The sequence below is a fragment of the Amycolatopsis sp. NPDC033938 genome (assembly GCF_055575975.1).
The window spans coordinates 744,340-763,985 of the sequence record NZ_JBVIRO010000001.1 but is presented as its reverse complement, the minus strand read 5'-3'; the positions used below and the strand labels follow the sequence as shown (position 1 = coordinate 763,985).

Below are 19,646 nucleotides of genomic sequence, written 5' to 3'. Positions count from 1 at the left end.
GACGGCAATCCACAACGGACAGACAAAAAGGCCCTCCCGCGAACGGGAGGGCCTTAGTGCTGTCTCAACCAGACGTGCGCCCGAAGGGATTCGAACCCCTGACCTTCTGATCCGTAGTCAGATGCTCTATCCAGCTGAGCTACGGGCGCTTGTTCAGTTATCAATCTAGCACCTGCCGGAACAGGGGCCAGCGGAGGCTCCGGGATTTGAACCCGGGAGGGGGGGTTACCCCCAACCGCATTAGCAGTGCGGCGCCATAGACCAGACTAGGCGAAGCCTCCCAGGTCGAACGACCACTGCCCAGATAGGTTACACACCCGGAGAACCCCCGCGAAAGGGACCCCCCTTAGGTGCGCTGCAGCGCTCTGAGCAGGCGCGATGGGCGGCCGCCCAGGCCTTCGGCTTCGAAGACTGCGACGCCGACGCGGGGTAGGTCGCGCGCCGAGGGGTAGGCCAGGTAGCGCGGGACCCAGCGGGGCTGGAACTTGGCGTTGAAGCGGTAGAGGGTCTCGATCTGGATCCAGCGTGAGAAGAATCGCAGTGTCTTCGCGGACAGGCGCGCGACGGGGCCGGCGCCGATGCGCTGGCCCTGTTCCAGGACGGCGCGGAAGGCCGCGAAGTTCAGGGACACGTGCTGTGCGGGGGTCGTCAGGAGCAGTTCGGAGATCATCAGCTCGTTGACGCCGTTGTCCGCGGTCCGGTCGCGGCGCATGACGTCGAGGGACAGGCTCTTCTCGCCCCAGGGGACGAACTGGAGGACGCCTCGGACGACGCCGTCGTGCTCGGCGGTGACCAGGACCGAGCCTGGATCACCCATCCGGCCGAGGGCCATGGAGAAGCCGCGTTCGGTGTCGGTGCCGCGCCAGGTGGCGGCGAGGGCGCGGAGTTCGTCGAGTTCGCCTTCGGACAGGTCTTCGGCCTTGCGGATCTGGACGGTGTAGCCCGCCCGCTTCGTGCGGGAGACGGCTTGGCGGACGCCGCGCATGACGCGGCCTTCGAGGGTGAAGGTGGCCGTGTCGACGACTGCTTCGTCGCCGATCTCCAGTACCTCCAGCCCGAAGCGTGCCCAGACGGTGGCGCCCAGTTCCGAGCAGCCCATGGTCGCCGGGGTCCAGGCGTACCGCCGGCAGACGTCCAGATACTCCTCGATGGCGCCGGGCCACGCTTCCGGGTCACCGAGGGGGTCCGCCGAGCACAGCGCGACACCGGCGATCACCCGGTAGGTGACCGCGGCCTTCCCCGACTTCGAGAAGACCACGAACTTGTCCCGGCGCAGGGCGAAGTACCCCAGCGAGTCTCGCTCGTCCAGCAGCGCTCTGAGCCGCTCGACCTCGTCGTCGGTCAGTTCCGGCGCGGGTTCGGCCGAGCGCAGCAGGAAGTACGCCGGCAGCAGGACCGCGCCGATGCCGAACAGCACGCCGACGGCCGCCGACAGGTCCTCCAGCCACAGCGCGTGGAAGACCGCGGGACCGCTCACCCCGACCAGCGCCAGCACCGACTGCAGCAGGCGGTCGCCCCACCCCAGGGGATCCAGCGCGCGGGCGACCGACAGCAGCGTGAAGTTGATCGCGATTCCGGCCAGCACCAGCTGCAGGAAGACCCGGATCGCGCGCCACCGGCCGGTCACCGGATCAGGGAGCCCGATGAAGTGGCGCCGCGTCGCGATCAGGGCGATCAGCAGCGCGAGCGACACGAGACCGGCACCGAGGACGTGCCTCAACCCGAGGTGCGACACCGTCAGCAGCACGGCGGCGGCGATCGCGAGTTGCCATGCCCTTCGCTTCCGCCGTTTGAGGCCGGAGGCGAGCAGCACCAGCAGCACGCCGGTCACCAGTACGACCGTCGCCGCGCCGACCGTGGCCTCGTTCGGCAGTTCCAGCCATTCGGCGACGTGTCCGCGCAGGGTGCGCCGCCCGGCCGGGACCAGCACCGAGACCAGGGCCAGCAGTCCGGCCAGCCGGGTCACCCAGGTGATCACCAGCACCGAGGTGGCACCCGCCACCCGCCACGCGCCCGCCAAGTCCCGCCCCCGTTAACTCCTTGCCAGCTCTACGAACGGTACAAGGGCTTCTGGATTCAACAGCGCATCCCTGCTGACGGCGCGGTCAGGTGAAACACCCGAAAGGATCTTTTTGACCGGAACCTCGCATTTCTTGCCGTTGAGCGTGCGCGGTACCTCACTCACCTGGACGAACCGGTCGGGTACGTGCCGCGGTGAGAGGGCTCCGCGCAGTTCCTTGCGCAGTGCGGGCTCGACCTCGTCGAGCGAGACGCCCTCGGCCAGGACGAGGAAGCACAGCAGCTGCCCGTCCTCGTTCCCCGCCGCCGAGGTGTCGATCACCAGCGAGTCGGCGACCTGGTCGAAGGATTCGACGACCCGGTAGAACTCGGCCGTGCCCATCCGGACGCCGCCGCGGTTGAGCGTCGAGTCGCTGCGCCCGTAGATGACCGCGGAGCCGCGGCCGGTGATCCGGATCCAGTCACCGTGCCGCCAGATCCCGGGGTACATCTCGAAGTACGCCTCGCGCAGCCGCGAACCGTCCGGGTCGTTCCAGAAGAACACCGGCATCGACGGCATCGGCTCGGTGATCACCAGTTCACCGACCGCCTCCACCACGGGTTTCCCCTCCTCGTCGAACGCGGCGACGGCGGCGCCGAGCGCGCGGACGGAGAGTTCGCCCAGCCAGACCGGGACGTCCGGGGCCGCCGCGACGAACGCCGCGCACAGGTCCGTGCCGCCGGAGACCGAGCAGATCTGGACCCGTTTGCCGACCTCGTCGACGATCCACCGGAAGCCCTCGACGCTCAGCGGCGCGCCGGTGGACCCCAAGGCGCGCAAGGCGGTGAGGTCGTACCGCTCCGCCGGTTTGATCCCGGCCTTCAGACAGCTCTGGATGAACGGCGCCGACGTGCCGAAGTAGGTCACGCGATGTTGTTCCGCCAGGTGCCACAACACGTTCAGGTCCGGATATCCCGGGCTGCCGTCGAACAGCACGATCGTGGTGCCGGTCAGCAGCCCGGAGATGAGGAAGTTCCACATCATCCAGCCGGTGGTGGTGAACCAGAAGAACCGGTCGCCGGGACCGAGATCGCTTTGCAGGGCAAGGGCTTTGAGGTGTTCGAGGGTGATCCCGCCGTGCCCGTGGACGATGCCCTTCGGCAGGCCAGTGGTCCCCGAGGAGTACAGGACCCACAACGGGTGAGCGAATTCGACGGGCTCGAACGCCAGTTCCGCGCCGTCGTTGTCGGCGAGCAGGGTGTCCCAGTCGAGGGTGCCGTCGAGGCGGCCGCCGGCGTAGTCGACGAGCACGGTCGCTTCCAGCGTGGGGATCTCGTCCCGCAACGAGTTCACCGTCGGCCTGCTGTCGAACCACCGTCCATTGTAGACGTAGCCGTTGACGGCGATCAGCACCTTCGGCTCGATCTGCGCGAACCGGTCGGTGATCGCGCGGACACCGAAGTCCGGCGAGCACGACGACCAGACGGCGCCGAGGCTCGCGGTGGCGAGGAAGGCGATCAGTGTCTGCGGGCAGTTCGGTGCCAGCGCGACGACCCTGTCCCCTTTGGACACTCCCAGTTTCCGCAGTCCCTCCCGCGCGGCGGCGACGGCGGACCGCAGGGCACCGTAGGTCAACTGTGACGAGAGGCCGTCTTCGCGATGGAAGATCACGGCGATCTCGTCGTCGGCCTTGGCCGCGCCCGCGACGCCGGGCATGAGCGAGTGCTCGGCGTAGTTCAAGGTGCCGCCCTCGAACCACCGCGCGTTCGGCATCTCCCCGGTGAGCACCTCACCGGGCCGGTCGTGCCAGCGCATGCCGAGGAAATCGGCGACGGCCGCCCAGAACTCGGGCCCGCGCCGCACGGAGAACTCCCACAACGCGTTGTAGTCGTCGACCTCCACGCCGCGTTCGGTGCGCAGCCATTGGCGGAACGCGTCGATCTTGGTGTCGGACAGGCGGCTCGGCTCAGGGCGCCAGAGCACTTCTGGGGCGTCGGCGGTGTGCGTCACCCCGCGATGTTAACCCTCGTTAACCGACTTAGCGAGCCCCGGTGAACAGCTCGTACGCCATCGTCTTGAGCCGCGCCGCGTCGAGCGGGGTCACCGTGAGCCAACCGCGGTCACGACGGAGTCCGTAGCGCCCCTCATGCGTGTCCACCCAGGTCAGCGTGCCTTCACCGCGCACCCAGCGGCCCTCCCACGACTTCCTGGTCGCGCCGAGCCGCCCGCTGCGGATCCGCTGCGTCGCGATCCTCACCAGCACGATGACCTCGGGTTCACGCAGCCCGGCATCGCGCAGGACGTCGGAGAACGCCGACTGCCCACCGCGCTCCCCCGCCTCGCACGCCGCCGTGTAGTCGTCGACGCGCAGGTTGACCGAGAGGCCGCGGCCCTGCTCGCACGGCGGCAACGCCTGCAGCAGGGTCGCGGCGACGAGCGGTTCCCGCAGGGCCGCCAGTTCGACGTCGGTGCCGGCGACGCCGATCGCGACGGCGCCCCGATCGGACACACAGCCGACGGCCCGGTACGACGGATCGCCGTCGAGCCGCAGGTCCAGCGTCAGCTCGCTGTTCGCGACAGTGTGCAGCAACCGCACCAGTTCGGGCGAAGGCGCATCGACCCTGCCCAGCCCGCGTTCGGACAGTGTCCGGCTCGCCGTCGCCGCCAGTTCGGCCCGGAACTCCGGCGTCCGCCCGACGTGCGGCACCTCCAGCACGGCGGGCAGTTCGTCGCGTCCGTGCGCCGACCACAGGAGGAACAACTCGCCGATGTGCAATCGGATCCAGTCCATCAGCGGCCGCCCCTCGGGTCTTCGCCGATGACCGGCGGGGTCACGTACCCGCCCAGCCCCCAGACGTCGGAGTCCTCGACGAGGTAATCCGGCGCCTTGTGCTCGTCCTCGTTCTGTTTGCCCTGCTGGGGCGCCATTCCCATCGGCATCCCGCCGAAGCCGCCCATCCCCGCGGCCGCCGCCCGCGAACCGGCGACCTGGCCGGGCTGTCCCGACGGTCCGAAGCCACCGGCGCCGGATCGGCCACCTTGGCCGAGCTGTTCGTGGGTTCCGCCGGAGGTGCCGGGCGGCGGTGGTGGCGGCACGAAAGCGCCGCTGCTCGCGCCGGGCGAGCGTGGCGCCTCTGTCGGCTCCCGCACCTGGATCGGGGCGACGTCGTCGACCCCGCTGCTGCGCGTCGAGTCGTCCGGCGGCGTCTCCGGTTCCGGCTTCGGTACGGGTTTCGGTTCGGGCTCCGGTTTCTCGGGCGTCTTGAGGATCTGCGGCTGCTTGCCGTACGAAGTGAAGCGAGGGACGTTCTCGTAGACCTCGCCGGAACTCCGCTGCAACCGCGTCATCACGTCGGCGGCCTGGCGGTGCAGGTCCTGTGAGCTCTCGTCGGTGGGCTCGGCGACGATCCGGCCTGCCTCGGCGAAGTCGGACTTCGGTGGCGAAGACGTCGACATGGCCTGCGTCGAGTCGGACACCGGGATCGGGCGCCGCGGGGCCGGCTCCGGCACCTTGGGTCGCGACGAGCCCCCCGGCGGCTCGGGCATCGTGCGCCGCGCGGTATCGGCGATGTCCGCCTGTCGACGCACGCAGTTCGCGACGTTCTCGGCACGCCAGCCGGTCTCACCCGCCCAGTCGACGAGTTTGATCGCGGCGTCGCGAGCCCTGTCCGCGCCCTCGCCGGTCCAGCCGTCGGCGGTGGCGACGATGGCCGCCCTGAGCTCGGAACCCACCCTGTCGAGGAACGCGCTGATCTTCGCCCACTGCGCGGCGACGGCTTCCGCACCGGCCAGGTCCAGCTCGTTGTGGACCATCTCGTAGAGCTCTCGGTGCGAGTAACTCATCCAGTCGATGTCGGCGTTGAGGTGATCGGGGCCGGGCTGGGGCTCCGGCTCGGGCGGCGGCCACGGCGTCGGCATGATGCGCATCAGCGCTCGTCCTTCCGCTCGTGTTCGACGATGTCCTCCATGTCGAAGCGGCGGGCGACCCGCTCGAGCTGCGCCTGGCCTTCCTCGTCCGCGGCGACGTACATCTTCCGCGCCGCCATCACGGTGAGCTGGAAGTCCTTGAGCACCTTGGCGAAGTCCTCGAGGACGGGTACGGCGGCCTCGGTCCCCTCCGTCGCGGCGCCCTGGAAGCGTTCGCTCATCGTGTGCCCGACGAAGTTGTCGCCCAGTTTCAGGGGCGCGTTGAACTCCGTCGAGTCCTTGATCAGCGCGTTGAGCTCGTGACGCGCCTTCAGCAGCGCGTCGACGAGCTTCTTGGCGGCGTCTTCGGTGACCTTGACGGTCCCCTTCTTGGCAGCGGTCTTGGTGTCCCGGATCTGACCCGCCACCGGCGCCAGGGCCGGCGCCGAAGCGCCGAACGCGGCTTGTGGCGTCACGGGCACTTTGGGTGACTGTGCCATTTGACCCTCCCCTGTCACATCTGAAGGGGAATGTTAGCGCGGATGGAGTCAGCGCAGGTGGGCGTCGAACCAATTCAGCGTGCGCTGCCAGGCCTCCGCGGCCGCGTCGGGGTCGGCGTCGAAGCGGTGGTTGGCGCCCGGGTAGCGGACGACGTCCGTCGCGACCCCCGCCGAGGCCGCCGCGTCGCGCAACTGCTCGACCTCGGCACCTCCGGCCTCGTCACCCGCGTCGCCGTACATGCCGAGCCACGGGCTGGTCAGCCGTCCCGCGATCTCGACGAGGACCGGCAGCTCGGCGACCCGCTGCCCGCCGACGCTCACCGCCGCGCCCAGCCTGCGGTTCGACGCGACGACCAGTGCCGCCGTCCCGCCGAGGTCGAAACCGACGACACCGATGAGATCCGCCTGGACACCGCGCTCGGACAGCCACGCGAGCGTCGCGTCGGTGGCGTCGAGCAGATCCTGCTGCGTGAGGTCGTCGCGATCGAGATGCGGGGTGACGGTGAGCCAGCCTTCGCCGGCGAGACCCGCCAGCAACAGGCTCAAACCCTCTTCGACCTCTTCAGCCTCTTCGTGCAACACCACGAGCCCGCCGCGGACGACGCCTTCCGGTTCGGCGAAGGTCAGGCGCAGCGTGTGGCCGTCGACGTGCTGATGTTCCACGGTGGTCGTCAGGGTCATTCCTCCATCAGACCACTCTTAGGTAAATATTCGGGGCTTGCCCCGGCGCGGGAGGATACGGTGTCGGAGCCGTCCCCAAGACGTAGGAGCGCCGAAGATGTCCCCTGTTTCGCCGCGTGCGGATCTCGAATCGTTGCCGAAGTACGTCCCTGGCCGGACAATCCAGGGTGCGATCAAGCTGGCGAGCAACGAGGTTCCCGGTGGACCGCTGCCGAGTGTGGCGCAGGCCATAGCCGAAGCGGCGCAGGGCATCAACCGGTACCCGGACATCACCTCGTCCGGGCTCGTCGAGCGGCTGGCCCGCGAACTGAACGAGCCGACCGAACGCATCGCCATCGGCTGCGGCTCGGTTTCCCTTTGCCAGCAAATGATCCAGGCCCTCTGCGGACCGGGTGACGAGGTCGTCTTCCCGTGGCGTTCGTTCGAGGCGTACCCGATCGTCACGCAGGTGGCGAACGCCGTCAGCGTGAAGGTGCCGCTGACAGTCGGGCACGGGCTGGATTTAGAGGCGATGCTCACCGCGATCACACCGAAGACGCGGCTGGTCTTCGTGTGCAACCCCAACAACCCGACCGGGACGGTCGTGCGGCGCGCGGAACTGGAGCGGTTCCTCGACGCCGTGCCCGCCGGTGTGCTCGTCGTTCTCGACGAGGCCTACAAGGAGTTCGTGACCGACACCGAGGTGCCGGACGGTGTCGAACTGGCACGCGGCAGGGACAACGTCGCGGTGCTTCGGACCTTCTCGAAGGCGTACGGCCTCGCGGGTCTCCGCGTCGGTTACGCGGTGGCGCCGGAACCGATCGCCATCGCGCTGAAGCAGGTTTACGTCGCCTTCTCGGTGAACATGATCGCCCAGGCCGCGGCCATCGCATCCCTCGACGCGGCCGACGAACTGCTGGAGCGCTGCAAGGAGATCGTCTCCGAGCGGACCCGTGTGCGGGATGCCTTGGTGGCCAAGGGTTACGAGGTTCCGGAGACGCAGGCGAACTTCGTCTGGCTGCCGCTGGGCGAGCGGACGACGGCGTTCGCGGAGCACGCGCTCGAGCGGAAGCTGATCGTGCGGCCGTTCGCGGGCGAAGGCGCGCGAGTGACCATCGGGACACCCGAGGAGAATGACCTGTTCCTCGAAGCGGCGGGGGATTTCCCGCGTTAGGACGTGAAGTACATGATGGCCCCCTTCGTTGCGCTAGGCGCAAGGAAGGGGGCCATCATGTACTTGGGGAAGGTGTGGCTGGTGATGGCCCTCCGGGACGCGGGAGGGGAAAGTTGAGGGACTCTGAGTCCCCCAAGGGGCCCTTCACGGCACGTCGCGATCCGGGCTTTCCTACTTGAGGAGCAACTGCACCATCGCGGCGAGGCCGACCACGACAATCACGCCGCGCAGCACCTTCGGCGAGAGCTTGCGGCCGATCTTCGCGCCGATCTGGCCGCCGATCGTCGACCCGACCGCGAGCAGCGCGACCACCGGCCAGCTGACCGGCGCGATGAAGGCGTAGATCGTGCCGGCGACGATGTTCACCACGGCGGACAGCGCGTTCTTGACGCCGTTGAGCCGTTGCAGCGACTCGGACATCAGCATCCCCATCACGGCGACCATCATCACGCCCTGCGCGGCCGTGAAGTATCCGCCGTAGATGCCGATCAGGAAGATCAGGAACAGCAGGAGCGGCCCGATCTTGTGGACCTTCCCGTTCTCCTCGCGGCGCTTCGCGACCCAGGCGGCCACGCGCGGCTGGACGATCACCAGCACCACCGCGAGCCCGACCAGCGCGGGCACGACGGTCTCGAAGGCGTCCTTGGGCAGGGAGAGCAGCAGGATCGTCCCGCAGATCGCGCCGAAGAACGACGCCACGGCGAGTTTGACGACCTCCGGCCAGTAACCCTTGAGCTCTTGGCGATAGCCGATCGCCCCGCTGACGGTGCCCGGGGCGAGGCCGATCGCGTTGGACGTCGTCGCCGTCAGCGGCGAGTAGCCGAGCGCGACCAGGACTGGGAACGTCACCAATGTGCCCGAACCGACGACCGTGTTGATGGTGCCCGCCCAGAGCCCCGCGATGAAGATCAGGACCGCGTGCCACCACGTCATAAAGCACTCACTCGCGCACCATAAACAGGGTTACCTCCTTTCGCGCTCTGGATGTGTCTAGTCGAACATTCATGTGCCCGTTATGCCCCGTTCGGCACGAACACGCAGAACTCGTTGCCTTCCGGGTCTTCGAGCACGTCCCACTCGATCTCGCCCTCCGCGGCCCGCACGAGCTTCGCCCCGGAGGCGACGAGTTCGGCGGTCGAGCCGAAGACGTCGATGTGCATGCGGTTCTTCACGGTTTTGGCCTCGGGCACCGGGTTGACCCAGATCAGCGGGCCGCGACCGGCCGGATCGACGATCGCGACCGGCCACTGGAGCGGCCGTTCCTCCTGATGACGGCGGACGTAGCCCATCGCGGCGCACCACCAGTCGGCGAGGGCCTGGTGGTCGTTCGCGTCGAGGCAGATGTCCTTGAACACCGCCGTCATGAGTCCTCCTCCGGCAGATGGGCCGCGGTGATCTCCGCGGCGACCGTCCAGCCGAGCGCCAGGTACAGCGCCCGCCCCTCCTCCGTCGCCACCAGGACCGCTCTTTCCGCCCCGGCGGCGACCGCCACTTCGTCGAGCCGTCGCATGACGAACCGGCCCAGCCCGCGCCGCTGATGTTCGGGCTCCGTCACCACCTGATCGACCACCGCCGTGCCACCGGCGATCGCGACCCGGCCGGTGGCGGCGCGCGAGCCGTCGGGCGCGCGCACCACGACGTCGGTGACCACGCCGTCGCCGACCAGTTCCGCCCGGTACGGCTCGGGCGCGGCCATGACGGGCCGCATCGCGAGCGGGGTGCTCATCAGATACTCCGGCGGTCCGACCTTCCAGTTCGGCGGCACCGTCTCCGCCACTTCTTCACGGGAACCGCTCACCTTCAGCCAGGTGCCGGGCTCGGTCAACGCGCGGGCCCGGCGAGCGGCCGACGCGGCGTCCGCCAGCACGTATCTCACGCGATGCCCCGGACGCCCGACGTCGAGCCGGTAGCCGTCCGGTTCGGCGACCGGCAGCCCGACGCCGCGGGAAAGCGCCCAGCCGTGCACCCATGCCTTGATCAGCCCTGCCACCCCAGTCATCCTCCGATGATGACACCGGCCACCGACAATCCCGGCCGGTTCCCCGAACCTGCGAGGATGAGGCAGTGGCCGACGACGAGCGCGAAGTCCGCGCGGAGCAGGTGTGGAGCGCGACGGTCGATCATCTGCGCGCCATGATCGACTCGGGCAGGCTCCCCGCCGGGTCGAGGCTGCCCGCCGAACGGGCGCTCTGCGAACAGCTCGGGATCAGCCGTGGTTCGCTGCGGCAGGCGTTGCGGGTGCTGGACTCCATCGGCTACGTGCAGGTGCGGCCGGGTTCGGGCACGTACGTGCGTGAGAACCTCGACGAACGACCGCTGCGCAGCTGGTTCTCCGAACACGAGCAACTGGTCGAAAAGCTGTTCGACCTGCGGACCACCGTCGAACCGACACTGGCCGAGCGGCTCGCGCTCCAGCACACGCCGCGGGTGCTCGCGCGGCTGGAGAGCACCGTCGACGAGATGGAGCAGGCCGCGGCCGACGGCGACATGCTGCGCGTGATCGCGGCCGACGCGGAATTCCATCGGGTGATCGCCGGCAACGCGGGCAACGACGACGTCACCGATCTGCTGCGTTCGGTGCTCTCGCTGGTCGGCGAGGAACGGCGGGCGGCGCTGCGGCTACCCGGCCAGATCCGCAAAGCCGTCGACGAACACCGCGCGATCCTCGAAGCGGTGCGCCGGTCGGACGCGGCCGCCGCGCGGGAGATCACCCGGAAGCATTTGCTCGACGCCAAGACCTCCGTCCACGACTACACGACGCGGGATTAACGCTTCCTTGATGGCGGACCCGGATGCGCGCGAGTAGAGTTTTCAGAAGGTTGTGAAACTTCTGATAGGGGTGTGCGGTGGAGAAGGTCCGATTCACCGAAGAGAAGGCGACGATGCTGGCCACGTTGTACGGCCGCGCGCTCGACGCCCGCAGTGACCGGCCGATCCTCGGCGACCAGGCCGCCGACGAGGCCGTGAAGCAGATCGACTACGACTTTTCGAAACTCGGCGTCACCGAAGACATGGGCCTGACCGTCGCGCTGCGGGCGAAGCCGATGGACGAATGGGCGGCGGACTTCCTCCGGAAGCATCCGGACGCGACGGTCGTGCAACTCGGCTGCGGGATGGACAGCCGCGTCTACCGCGTCGACCCGCCGCCTTCGGTGCGCTGGTTCGACGTCGACTACCCCGACGTCGTCGACCTGCGCGGCCGGATCTATCCGGACCGGGAGGGGTATCGGACCATCGGCTCGTCCGTGACCGACTTCGGCTGGATCGACGAGATCCCGTCGGACAAACCCGGTCTGGTGATCGCGGAGGGGCTGACGATGTACCTTCGGCCGTCCGAGGGCGAAGAGCTGCTGAGGCGGTTGATCGCGCGTTTCCCGCAGGGCGGCGAAATGGTCTTCGACACCTTCAGCAGGCTCGGCATCAAGCTGCAGAAGCTGAATCCCGTGGTCCGCAAGGCGAACGCGACGCTGTACTGGGGCATCGACGAGATCTCCGAACTGGAACGGCTCGGGCTGATGCTGGTCACGAAGCTCGACGCGACGGACTACGCGACACCTGAGACGAAGGACCGGCTCTCGGCGTCGATGCGGGCGCAGTTGTGGCTCGTGGGGATGATCCCGGCCTTCAAGAAGATGGGACGCATCCTGCGGTTCCGGTTCTGAGGCGCGGCAGAACGCATTTGTTGGTGGGTAAGCCGAATATGGCGTGCCCTCCCGCGGGTCCGGACTGGCTACCGAGGCCGGGATGAGGACTGGGTGTCCATAAGAGGGTCGTGAGTGGCGATTCGGGTTAGAGCGAACCCTCTCTTAGGTACCTACTCGTGTCCTGCGGACTTGCTGGCGTGAGGTGCATGATGGCCCCCTTCCTTGCGCTAGGCGCGGGGAAGGGGGCCATCATGTACTGGGGAAGGTGTGAAGGTCGAGTTTCCTCGGCTGAGCCGAGGGAAGGGGTCCTTCACGCGCAGCTGTTGTGACTGGTGGTGCTGTTGAGGCTCGTGATGGTCGTCCGCGACGGGTGAGGGGAACTTTGAGGGACTCTGGGTCCCTCAAGGAGTCCTTCACGGCCCGGCCGTCACCGGACCCACCCGCCGTAGGTACCTAAAACACCCTTGGCCAGAACCCTCATTGCCACTCACCACCCCGCGCAAAACCGCACATTAAGGCCTAAATCGGACACATAATTGTCTGAAAGCGCCCAGTCTCAGCGAGGAGTACCTGACTGCAACCAAGGTAGCGAAGGCCTCCTTCGCTACCTTCAGGGTAAGCAAGGGGGCCTTCACGGCAACGAACCGATCACGCCATATTTGGCTTACCCCCCAATAGTCCTCTAAATGCGTTCTACCGCCGGGGGCCTCAGCAAGACTCCAGCACCCGTTCGACGAACCGGTGCAGTTTGTCCTCCAGCCGGAAGACGCGCTCCTCCAGCGTCAAGGACTCGAACGGCTGCGGCACGTCCGGCGTCAGCTCGCCGCGGATGTACTGGCTGCACGCCAGATTCGCGCACGCGTAGATGCCGAGCGTGTTCCCCTCGCGGCCGGGTTTCCCCGCGCGGCGGCCGGAGAACAGCGCGATGTCGGCCAGTGGATGTGTCGTCGTGCACAGGCCGCACATGTTGCTCAGCAGGACACGGCCCTTCGGCCGGGGCGCGGCGCGAAGGGACAGACCCACGATCTCCCCTTGATAGGGCAGCACGAGATACGCGCGCGAGGCCGCCTTCGGATCGCGCCAGCCGAGGAATTCCCTTTTCTCCCAAGGGATCTCGTCCGGCGGGGCCGGCAGCGTGACCCCCTTGGCCTCGCCACGCGAGCAGTTCACAAAGGACGCCCTGATCTCGTCCTGTCCCAGCGGTTCCATCGGTTTCTCCCAAACTCTCGCCCGCACGGTAACCACCGCACGCGAGAACTGGCCAACCGTTTTCCGCCGGAGGTCATACGATCACCGGGTGCGTGGGAAGACGATGTCGAGCCGGTTCCGGCTGGTGCTCAGGACCAGTCTGGGTTTCGCCGCGCTCGGCATCGGATCCAGCGTGTGCGGGGCCGGTGTCGTGGCGTTGCTGTTGCTCGTGCAGGGCCTGCCGAGCGAGGTCGGCGACCGCGGCTGGATCCTCTCGGTCACCGCCGCCGGGATAGTGGCGCTGTCGCTGGTGACAGGCACTCTGTGGACGGCGTGGCTGCAGCGGCGTACGGCGGTCTGGTTCGTCTTCGGCCGCCCGCCGACGAAGGCCGAGGCCGAGCGGGCGCTCCGGCTCCCGGTCGACATGGCGATCGTCAGCGGGACCCTCTGGCTGATCGCCACGATCGTGCTCGGCTCACTCGCCAGGGTGCTCGGGTCCTGGATGGACTCCCTCGGGATGGCGCTGGTCATCGGGCTCGGCGGGCTGACCACGGTCGGCCTGACCTATCTCGCCGCGGAATGGGTCGCGCGTCCGGTGATGACGATCGCGCTCAAGGTCACCCCGCCGAAGGGGACGCTCAGGGTCACCGTGCGGACCAGGGTGGTCGTCACCTGGTCGCTGGCGAGCGGGGTCCCGTTCCTCGGGGTGCTGCTGGTGGCCACGCCGCCGGACCTCGGCCAGGGTGACCACGTCGCGAGCCTGATCATGCTTTCGGTGATCGGGCTGAGCGTCGGCGCGATCGGCACGGGCCTGCTCGCGAAGGCCGTCGCGACCCCGTTGCACCGGCTCCGTGTGGCGCTCGACGAGATCGCGCGCGGCAACAAGGAGATCGTGGTCGACGTCGACGACTCCAGTGAGATCGGCCTGCTGCAGAGTTCGGTCAACGACCTCGCCGCCGGACTGCGCGAGCAGGAACGGATGCGCGACCTGTTCGGCAGGCATGTCGGGGACGAGGTCGCCCGGCACGCCCTCGAGTACGGCGCCTCCCTTTCGGGTGACGTGCGCGAGGTGACGGCGTTGTTCGTCGACGTCGTCGATTCGACGGCCTTGGCGAGCCGGACCCCACCCGAAGACCTGGTGAAGATGCTCAACCGGTTCTTCACCAGCGTCGTGCACGCCGTCGGGGCGCGCGGCGGGCTGGTCAACAAGTTCCAGGGCGACGCCGCGCTCTGCGTCTTCGGCGCGCCGACCCGGCTCGCGGACGCGCCGACGGCCGCGCTTTCGGCCGCGCGGGCGATCCGGGACGCCGTCCAGGAGACCGGCGAGCTGGATCTCGGCATCGGGGTCGCGAGCGGACGCGTCTTCGCCGGTCAGCTGGGTACCAGCACCCGGTTCGAGTACACCGTCATCGGTGACGCGGTGAACGAGGCCGCACGCCTGACCGAGTACGCGAAATCCGCCGAGGGCCGGATCCTGGCGAGCGAGGCGGTACTCAAGGCGGCGCTGGAAAGCGAGCGCTCGCACTGGGAGCCGTTCGCGGAACTCGAGCTGCGTGGCCGCCGTGAACCGACGCACGCCTGGGCGGCGAGCGCGCTCAGCCCGGAATGACGTCCGGCCAGCGCAGCAGCGTCGAGCCCCAGGTCAGCCCGGCCCCGAAGGCGCCCATCACGACGCGGTGACCCGGCTGCAGCGTCCCGTCCTTGGCCGCGTCGGCCAGTGCGATCGGGATCGACGCCGCGCTCGTGTTGCCCACCTTCTCGATGTTCGAATACATCACTTCTTCGGCGAGCCCGAGCTGCTTCGCGCAGGTCTGCAGGATGCGGATGTTCGCCTGGTGCCCGATGAACCGGTCGATGTCGCCGACTCCCCAGCCCGCGGCGTCCAGCACCGTGCGGGCCGATTCGGCCATCCGGGCGCAGGCGTGCCGGAAGACGGTCTGGCCCTGCATCACCAGATAGTGGTCACGGGGGTCTTCCGAGCGGCGGTTCTTCGCGCCACCGGCCTCGACCCAGAGCAGCTCCGCGAGTTCGCCCTCGCTGTGCAGGTCGAACGGGCCGAGCGCGCCGAGCTCGTCGGCCTCGCCCGCGCGCAGCAGGACCGCTCCCGCCCCGTCGCCGAAGATCGGCACCGTGCCGCGGTCGTCGGGGTCGACGAGCGAGGTGAAGACGTCCGCGCCGATCACCAGCACGCGACGCGCGATACCGGCGGCGATCAGCCCGGCGCCGGTGGCGAGCCCGTAGATGAACCCGCTGCAGACGGCGTTGACGTCGAACGCCGCGACGCCGTTCAGGCCGATCTTGGTCGCCACCTGGGGCGCGCTGGCCGGGCACAGCTGGTCGGCCGTCGAGGTCGCGAGCACGACGGCGTCCGCGCCGTCCTCCCCGGCCGAGGCCAGCGCCCGGCGCCCCGCCTCGGCCGCGAGGTCCACAGTGGACGTTCCGGGATCGACGACCCGGCGTTCGGCGATGCCGGTACGCGAGCGGATCCACTCATCGGAGGTGTCCAGCCGCTGGGCGATCTCCTCGTTGCCCACCACGCGTGGCGGCAGCCAAGAGCCGAGACCGGCGATAACGGCCGCCTGAGATGAGGGCACCAAGGAATCCTTTCGCGCGGAAAAAGAACAGGTCTGTCATTCACTTGTAAGCGCTACCATTCAGTAGACTGACCAGTTGTGTTCCGGGTCACATTTCAAAGAATTCTCACTTTTCCCGGCGCACCGGGCCGTACCAGCGTCAACCACCGCTGACCTGGAAGAACGTGGTGACCGGGCACACGCCGTGACGCGCGGCCGCGGATCGGGCGGTCCGGCGAGTAGTCCGGTTAGCCTGATCAGGTGCACACACCCGACCTCGACCGCCTGGACGTCGCCATCCTTTCCTGCCTGCAGGCCGACGCCCGCACCATCGCCGAGACCATCGGCGCGAAGGTGGGCCTGTCCGCCGCCGCCGTGCAGCGGCGGATCAAGCGGTTGCGCGAGGCCGGGGTGATCGAGCGCGAGGTCGCGGTGCTGTCGCCGCAGGCGCTCGGGCTGACGATGACGTTCGTGGTGATGGTCGAGATGGAGCGGGAGAGCCTCGCGGTACTCGACGGGTTCCGGCGGCAGGTGCTCGCCGACGACAACGTCCAGCAGTGTTACTACGTGACCGGCAACGCGGACTTCGTGCTCGTGGTGACCTGCCGGGACATGGCGGGCTTCGAGACGTTCACGCGGCGGATGTTCTTCGACAACCCGAACGTCCGGCACTTCACGACGTCGGTGGCGATGGACCGGGTCAAGACGGGGCTGACGCTGCCGCTGGAGCCTTGACCCGAAGCTGATCTTCGCTATTCTGGCCTGCTGCCTTCTGGGGGAAGGACCACAGCAGCCATGCAGAGACAGCTCCGCCTCTTTCTCACCGCCACCTTCATCGACGCGCTCGGCAGCGGGATCTGGCTCCCGTTCGGGTTGCTCTTCCTCGTCCACGGCCAGGGCTTCGGCCTGATCGAAGCCGGTACGGCGCTCAGCACGGGCGGTCTGCTCGCGCTGGCGACCGGGCCACTGGCGGGAGCCGCGATGGACCGCTTCGGCCCGCGCACGCTCCTGATCACGGGCAACCTGCTGCGACTGGCCGCCTTCGGCTGCTATCCGCTGCTGACCTCGGTCTGGCAGGTCGTCGCCGTCACCCTCGTGGCGGGCGTCGGCGACCGGCTGTTCTGGACCTGCAACGCCCCGATGGTCGCCGCGCTCACCACCGGCCGCGACGCCGAGCGCGTCCTCGGCACCCAGACGGTCGGCCGGTTCGCCGGCGCGGGCGTCGGCGCGGCGGCGAGCGCGGTGCTGCCGGAAATCACGAGTCCGACGGCGTTCCACCTCATCGCCTACGCCAACGCCGCCACCTTCGCGGTGGCCGCGGTGCTCATCGGGTTCCTGCCCGCCGCCGCCGGTGTGTCCGAAAAGGACCGTCCGACGGGCTGGAAGACCGTCCTCTCCGACCGCCCCTACGTCGGGTTCTGCCTGACGCACATGAGCTTCACCCTGGCGAGCGCGAGCAAGTTCGCCATCCTGCCGATCCTGGTCCGCGACTTCCTGCACGGTCCACAGTGGATCGCCGGAACCGCGATCACGATCGGGACGGTCACGGTGGTCTTCGGTCAGAACCTCGTGATCCGCGTACTCGCCGGATACTCCAGGACCACCGGGCTCATCGCCGCCGCCGTGGTCTTCGCAGTCTCGTTCGCGCTGCTCATCCCGGTCACCTCGGTCCCACTGCAAGTTGCGATCTGCCTCATCCTCTTCACGAGCGCGACCTTCTCGGTCGCCGAGGCGATGTTCGCGCCGCTGTCCACGGCGGCCGCCGCCGAAGCCGCGCCACGCGGGGCCGAGGGCCGGGCCAGTGCGCTGTTCCAGTTGTCGTGGGGACTGCCGATGGCGCTGGCCCCGGCCATCCTCGGCGGCCTGCTCTCCGTGAGCGGGCCACTACTGTGGACGTGTCTCACCGCGACCTCGCTGCTCGCCGTTCCCGCCCTACTCGGCCTGAAGAAAAGGCTGCCGGACAAGCCGCCACAACGGGTATCGACCTGAACGCAAGGGGTCTGTGCCCGGCGTTACACCACTATGGACATATGCAGCCGATAGCGTGAACGTGCCCATAGTCGCGTCATTCGCCGTGTGTCCGGGCATCTCCTTGCCGAGACGAAAAGTTCGCGCCGCGCGAACCACGAGCACTTAGGAGTGGCCGTGCACACCGACGCCGTTCACCAGAGCCAGTTCGTACTGCTGAACAACAGCAGCACCCCCGTTCTCTCCCGCCTGTCCTTCCACGTGGACGAGCCCTACGCCGTCACCGTGTCGTTCCGGACCGAGCGCGGCCGGTGGGTCGAGTGGACCTTCGCGCGTGAGCTGCTCGCCGCCGGTCTCACCGACCCCGCCGGACTGGGTGACGTCCGCGTCCGCCCCGACCTCTCCGAGGACGAGGCGATGCTGACGCTGGAAATCGAGTCACCCGACGGCTATGCGTCGTTCGAGCTCGAACGTGAGGACGTCGAGTCCTTCCTCGACTCCACGTGCGACCTGGTCCCGCTCGGCTCCGAGAGCGAGTACTTCGACATCGACGCGCTGATCGAAGAAATCAGCAACGTCTAGAGCCATCCCGCGGTAGGTGAAGACGAAGGGCGGACCGAGTGCTCTGGAGGCACTCGGCCCGCCCTTCGTCCTCTTCGGTGGTTCTCGGCGGCCGGGGCGGGCTCAGCCGAGGACCAGGGAGGTCCCGGTCGCGGACAGCGCCGGCCGGACCGGGAAGAAGTACGTCACCGAGGTGTTACCGCCGGACAGCATGCCCTGGGCCTGGTTGCCCGCGATGAACGAGCCGCCGGAGTCGCCTGCCTGGGAGCGCACGTTGGTGGCGGTCATGCCGTAGACCGTGCCTTCGGCGTAGCGGACGGTCTGGTTCTTGGCGCCGACCGTGCCGCAGGTCCAGCCGGTGGTCGAACCCGACTTGCAGATCGAGGCGCCGGTCGCGGCCTCGCTCGAGCCGCTCACCCTGGTGCCGTTGTTGATGACGCCGCGCGGCACCCAGTTGCTGTTGACCCGGACGTGGCCGTAGTCGTTTCCGGGGAAGCTGGTGCGGGCGAACGAGCCCATCGCGACCCGGTTGGACCCGGTCACCGTGCCGGGACCGCAGTGCCCGGCGGTGAGGAAACCGCCGTTGACCGAGAAGCCGATCGAGCAGCGCGAAGAGTTGTTGATGTAGTAGGCGTCGCCACCGCGGACGTCGTACTTCAGGGTCGGCGCCCCCGCGGTCTCGACCACCGAGACGGCGGCCTTGTCGACGCCGGTCTTCTCCAGGAACGAGTCGACGGTGCCGCTCTTGCCGGGCAGGACGTTCACCGTCACGCGGTTGGTCTTGGTGTCGACACCCCAGCCGGTGATCGCACCGTCCGCCGCGCGCTCACCCGCGTTCAGTTTGTCCACAGTGGAATCGAGCTGGGTCGCCGAGAAGCGCACGAGTTCCGCCTCCGCGCCGCTGGCCACCACCTGGCCCAGTTTCGCCGCGTCCGTGACGCCGACGCGGAGTTTGCCGGTGGCCTCGTTGTAGCTCGCGCCGCCGAAGCTGCCGGCGAGTGCCGAGGCGAGTTTCTGTTCGAGCGCGCCGGCGGCGGTCTCGCTCTGGATCCTGGCGAGTGCCTGATCGGCGGTCAGGCCGAGGTCCCGTTGCAGGGCGGGAACCATCCCGGCGTTCAGCAGGGTGTCCGAGGACGCCGCCGCGGGGGTACCCGTGACCAGCGCGCCGGTGGCCAGTGCTGCCGTCGCGGCCACACCGAGGAGCTTCGTGATCTTCATGCTTCTCCCTCGTCATCACGCACGGCTCCGGTTCGCCATGCGATTGCCCTCCCCTGAAGGGTGAGAGTTCTGGAACCGGGGACCGCCCGCAATCAGGGTCGGCGCGGGATAGGTATACCCATTCTTCGGCTGCCGAATCCCCTGCTCCAGGGGCGGTCACCTAGAGACGGCACCCGTACGGACACGTCCGTAAGTAGGGTTTCGAGCGAATACCTTGCGTAGCCATTGCCACCCCCTGAACGTGGGATGAATCGC

At 68.5% G+C, this 19,646-nt stretch carries 19 protein-coding genes and 2 tRNA genes; 7 read left to right on the top strand and 14 right to left on the bottom strand.

Going from position 1 to position 19,646, the window contains the following annotated elements:
* Positions 1–75 precede the first annotated feature (75 nt).
* From ACZ5ZX_RS03695 to ACZ5ZX_RS03660, 8 genes are all read right to left on the bottom strand, one after another.
* A tRNA-Arg gene (locus tag ACZ5ZX_RS03695) sits at positions 76–149 on the bottom strand.
* A gap of 42 nt (positions 150–191) precedes the next feature.
* Positions 192–281: transfer RNA gene (locus ACZ5ZX_RS03690), tRNA-Ser, on the bottom strand.
* Between the two features lie 65 nt (positions 282–346).
* A complete protein-coding gene (locus ACZ5ZX_RS03685) occupies positions 347–2,002 on the bottom strand; it encodes a phosphatidylglycerol lysyltransferase domain-containing protein (protein WP_465501030.1) in 1,656 nt (551 codons plus the stop codon).
* A gap of 30 nt (positions 2,003–2,032) precedes the next feature.
* Positions 2,033–4,009, bottom strand: coding sequence for an acetoacetate--CoA ligase (locus ACZ5ZX_RS03680; RefSeq protein WP_465500498.1), 1,977 nt, complete (start codon positions 4,007–4,009; stop codon positions 2,033–2,035).
* A 28-nt stretch (positions 4,010–4,037) separates the two neighbouring features.
* A complete protein-coding gene (locus ACZ5ZX_RS03675) occupies positions 4,038–4,790 on the bottom strand; it encodes an ESX secretion-associated protein EspG (RefSeq protein WP_465500497.1) in 753 nt (250 codons plus the stop codon).
* Positions 4,790–5,926, bottom strand: a complete 1,137-nt coding sequence (locus ACZ5ZX_RS03670) for a PPE domain-containing protein (protein WP_465500496.1) — start codon at positions 5,924–5,926, stop codon at positions 4,790–4,792. Before ACZ5ZX_RS03670 ends, ACZ5ZX_RS03675 begins: the two co-directional genes overlap by 1 nt.
* Positions 5,926–6,405 (bottom strand): hypothetical protein, encoded by a 480-nt coding sequence (locus ACZ5ZX_RS03665; RefSeq protein ID WP_465500495.1) that lies wholly within the window; start codon positions 6,403–6,405, stop codon positions 5,926–5,928. The genes ACZ5ZX_RS03670 and ACZ5ZX_RS03665 overlap by 1 nt, the downstream gene beginning before the upstream one ends.
* A 48-nt stretch (positions 6,406–6,453) precedes the next feature.
* The gene (locus tag ACZ5ZX_RS03660; RefSeq protein WP_465500494.1) at positions 6,454–7,086 is read right to left on the bottom strand and encodes a dienelactone hydrolase family protein; all 633 of its coding nucleotides are present in this window, start codon (positions 7,084–7,086) and stop codon (positions 6,454–6,456) included.
* Positions 7,087–7,183: 97 nt separating this feature from the next.
* Here ACZ5ZX_RS03660 and hisC point away from each other — a divergent pair, with 97 nt between their 5' ends.
* On the top strand, positions 7,184–8,239 hold the full coding sequence (gene hisC, locus ACZ5ZX_RS03655; RefSeq protein WP_465500493.1) for a histidinol-phosphate transaminase: 1,056 nt from the start codon (positions 7,184–7,186) through the stop codon (positions 8,237–8,239).
* Between the two features lie 171 nt (positions 8,240–8,410).
* Here hisC and ACZ5ZX_RS03650 read toward each other — a convergent pair whose 3' ends face one another.
* From ACZ5ZX_RS03650 to ACZ5ZX_RS03640, 3 genes are all read right to left on the bottom strand, one after another.
* Positions 8,411–9,172 (bottom strand): sulfite exporter TauE/SafE family protein, encoded by a 762-nt coding sequence (locus ACZ5ZX_RS03650; protein WP_465500492.1) that lies wholly within the window; start codon positions 9,170–9,172, stop codon positions 8,411–8,413.
* An 80-nt stretch (positions 9,173–9,252) separates the two neighbouring features.
* On the bottom strand, positions 9,253–9,603 hold the full coding sequence (locus ACZ5ZX_RS03645) for a VOC family protein (protein WP_465500491.1): 351 nt from the start codon (positions 9,601–9,603) through the stop codon (positions 9,253–9,255).
* Positions 9,600–10,229: a GNAT family N-acetyltransferase gene (locus ACZ5ZX_RS03640; RefSeq protein WP_465501029.1), complete on the bottom strand. Its 630-nt coding sequence runs from the start codon at positions 10,227–10,229 to the stop codon at positions 9,600–9,602. Before ACZ5ZX_RS03640 ends, ACZ5ZX_RS03645 begins: the two co-directional genes overlap by 4 nt.
* 74 nt (positions 10,230–10,303) lie before the next feature.
* On the opposite strand from ACZ5ZX_RS03640, the gene ACZ5ZX_RS03635 reads away from it, so the two are divergent.
* Positions 10,304–11,008, top strand: coding sequence for a FadR/GntR family transcriptional regulator (locus tag ACZ5ZX_RS03635; protein WP_465500490.1), 705 nt, complete (start codon positions 10,304–10,306; stop codon positions 11,006–11,008).
* 77 nt (positions 11,009–11,085) lie between these two features.
* On the top strand, positions 11,086–11,901 hold the full coding sequence (locus tag ACZ5ZX_RS03630) for a class I SAM-dependent methyltransferase (protein ID WP_465500489.1): 816 nt from the start codon (positions 11,086–11,088) through the stop codon (positions 11,899–11,901).
* Positions 11,902–12,591: 690 nt separating this feature from the next.
* Here ACZ5ZX_RS03630 and ACZ5ZX_RS03625 read toward each other — a convergent pair.
* On the bottom strand, positions 12,592–13,092 hold the full coding sequence (locus ACZ5ZX_RS03625) for an FBP domain-containing protein (protein ID WP_465500488.1): 501 nt from the start codon (positions 13,090–13,092) through the stop codon (positions 12,592–12,594).
* 103 nt (positions 13,093–13,195) lie between these two features.
* Between ACZ5ZX_RS03625 and ACZ5ZX_RS03620 the strand changes: the two genes are divergently transcribed.
* Positions 13,196–14,680 carry an adenylate/guanylate cyclase domain-containing protein gene (locus ACZ5ZX_RS03620; RefSeq protein WP_465501028.1) on the top strand — a complete coding sequence of 495 codons (1,485 nt, stop codon included), beginning with the start codon at positions 13,196–13,198 and terminating at the stop codon, positions 14,678–14,680.
* Here the strand turns inward: ACZ5ZX_RS03620 and ACZ5ZX_RS03615 are convergent.
* Positions 14,667–15,665 (bottom strand): beta-ketoacyl-ACP synthase III, encoded by a 999-nt coding sequence (locus tag ACZ5ZX_RS03615; protein WP_465500487.1) that lies wholly within the window; start codon positions 15,663–15,665, stop codon positions 14,667–14,669. The two genes, ACZ5ZX_RS03620 and ACZ5ZX_RS03615, sit on opposite strands and share 14 nt — an antisense overlap.
* A gap of 240 nt (positions 15,666–15,905) precedes the next feature.
* Here ACZ5ZX_RS03615 and ACZ5ZX_RS03610 point away from each other — a divergent pair, with 240 nt between their 5' ends.
* The 3 genes from ACZ5ZX_RS03610 to ACZ5ZX_RS03600 all read left to right on the top strand — a co-directional run bounded on the left by ACZ5ZX_RS03610 (position 15,906) and on the right by ACZ5ZX_RS03600 (position 18,194).
* Positions 15,906–16,379 carry an Lrp/AsnC family transcriptional regulator gene (locus ACZ5ZX_RS03610; RefSeq protein ID WP_465500486.1) on the top strand — a complete coding sequence of 158 codons (474 nt, stop codon included), beginning with the start codon at positions 15,906–15,908 and terminating at the stop codon, positions 16,377–16,379.
* 60 nt (positions 16,380–16,439) lie between these two features.
* The gene (locus tag ACZ5ZX_RS03605) at positions 16,440–17,633 is read left to right on the top strand and encodes an MFS transporter (RefSeq protein WP_465500485.1); all 1,194 of its coding nucleotides are present in this window, start codon (positions 16,440–16,442) and stop codon (positions 17,631–17,633) included.
* Between the two features lie 156 nt (positions 17,634–17,789).
* Entirely contained in the window at positions 17,790–18,194 is a 405-nt protein-coding gene (locus ACZ5ZX_RS03600; protein WP_465459416.1) for an SsgA family sporulation/cell division regulator, read from the top strand.
* A 102-nt stretch (positions 18,195–18,296) separates the two neighbouring features.
* Here the strand turns inward: ACZ5ZX_RS03600 and ACZ5ZX_RS03595 are convergent, their stop codons facing one another.
* Positions 18,297–19,391: a S1 family peptidase gene (locus ACZ5ZX_RS03595; RefSeq protein WP_465500484.1), complete on the bottom strand. Its 1,095-nt coding sequence runs from the start codon at positions 19,389–19,391 to the stop codon at positions 18,297–18,299.
* Between the last annotated feature and the right edge of the window lie 255 nt (positions 19,392–19,646).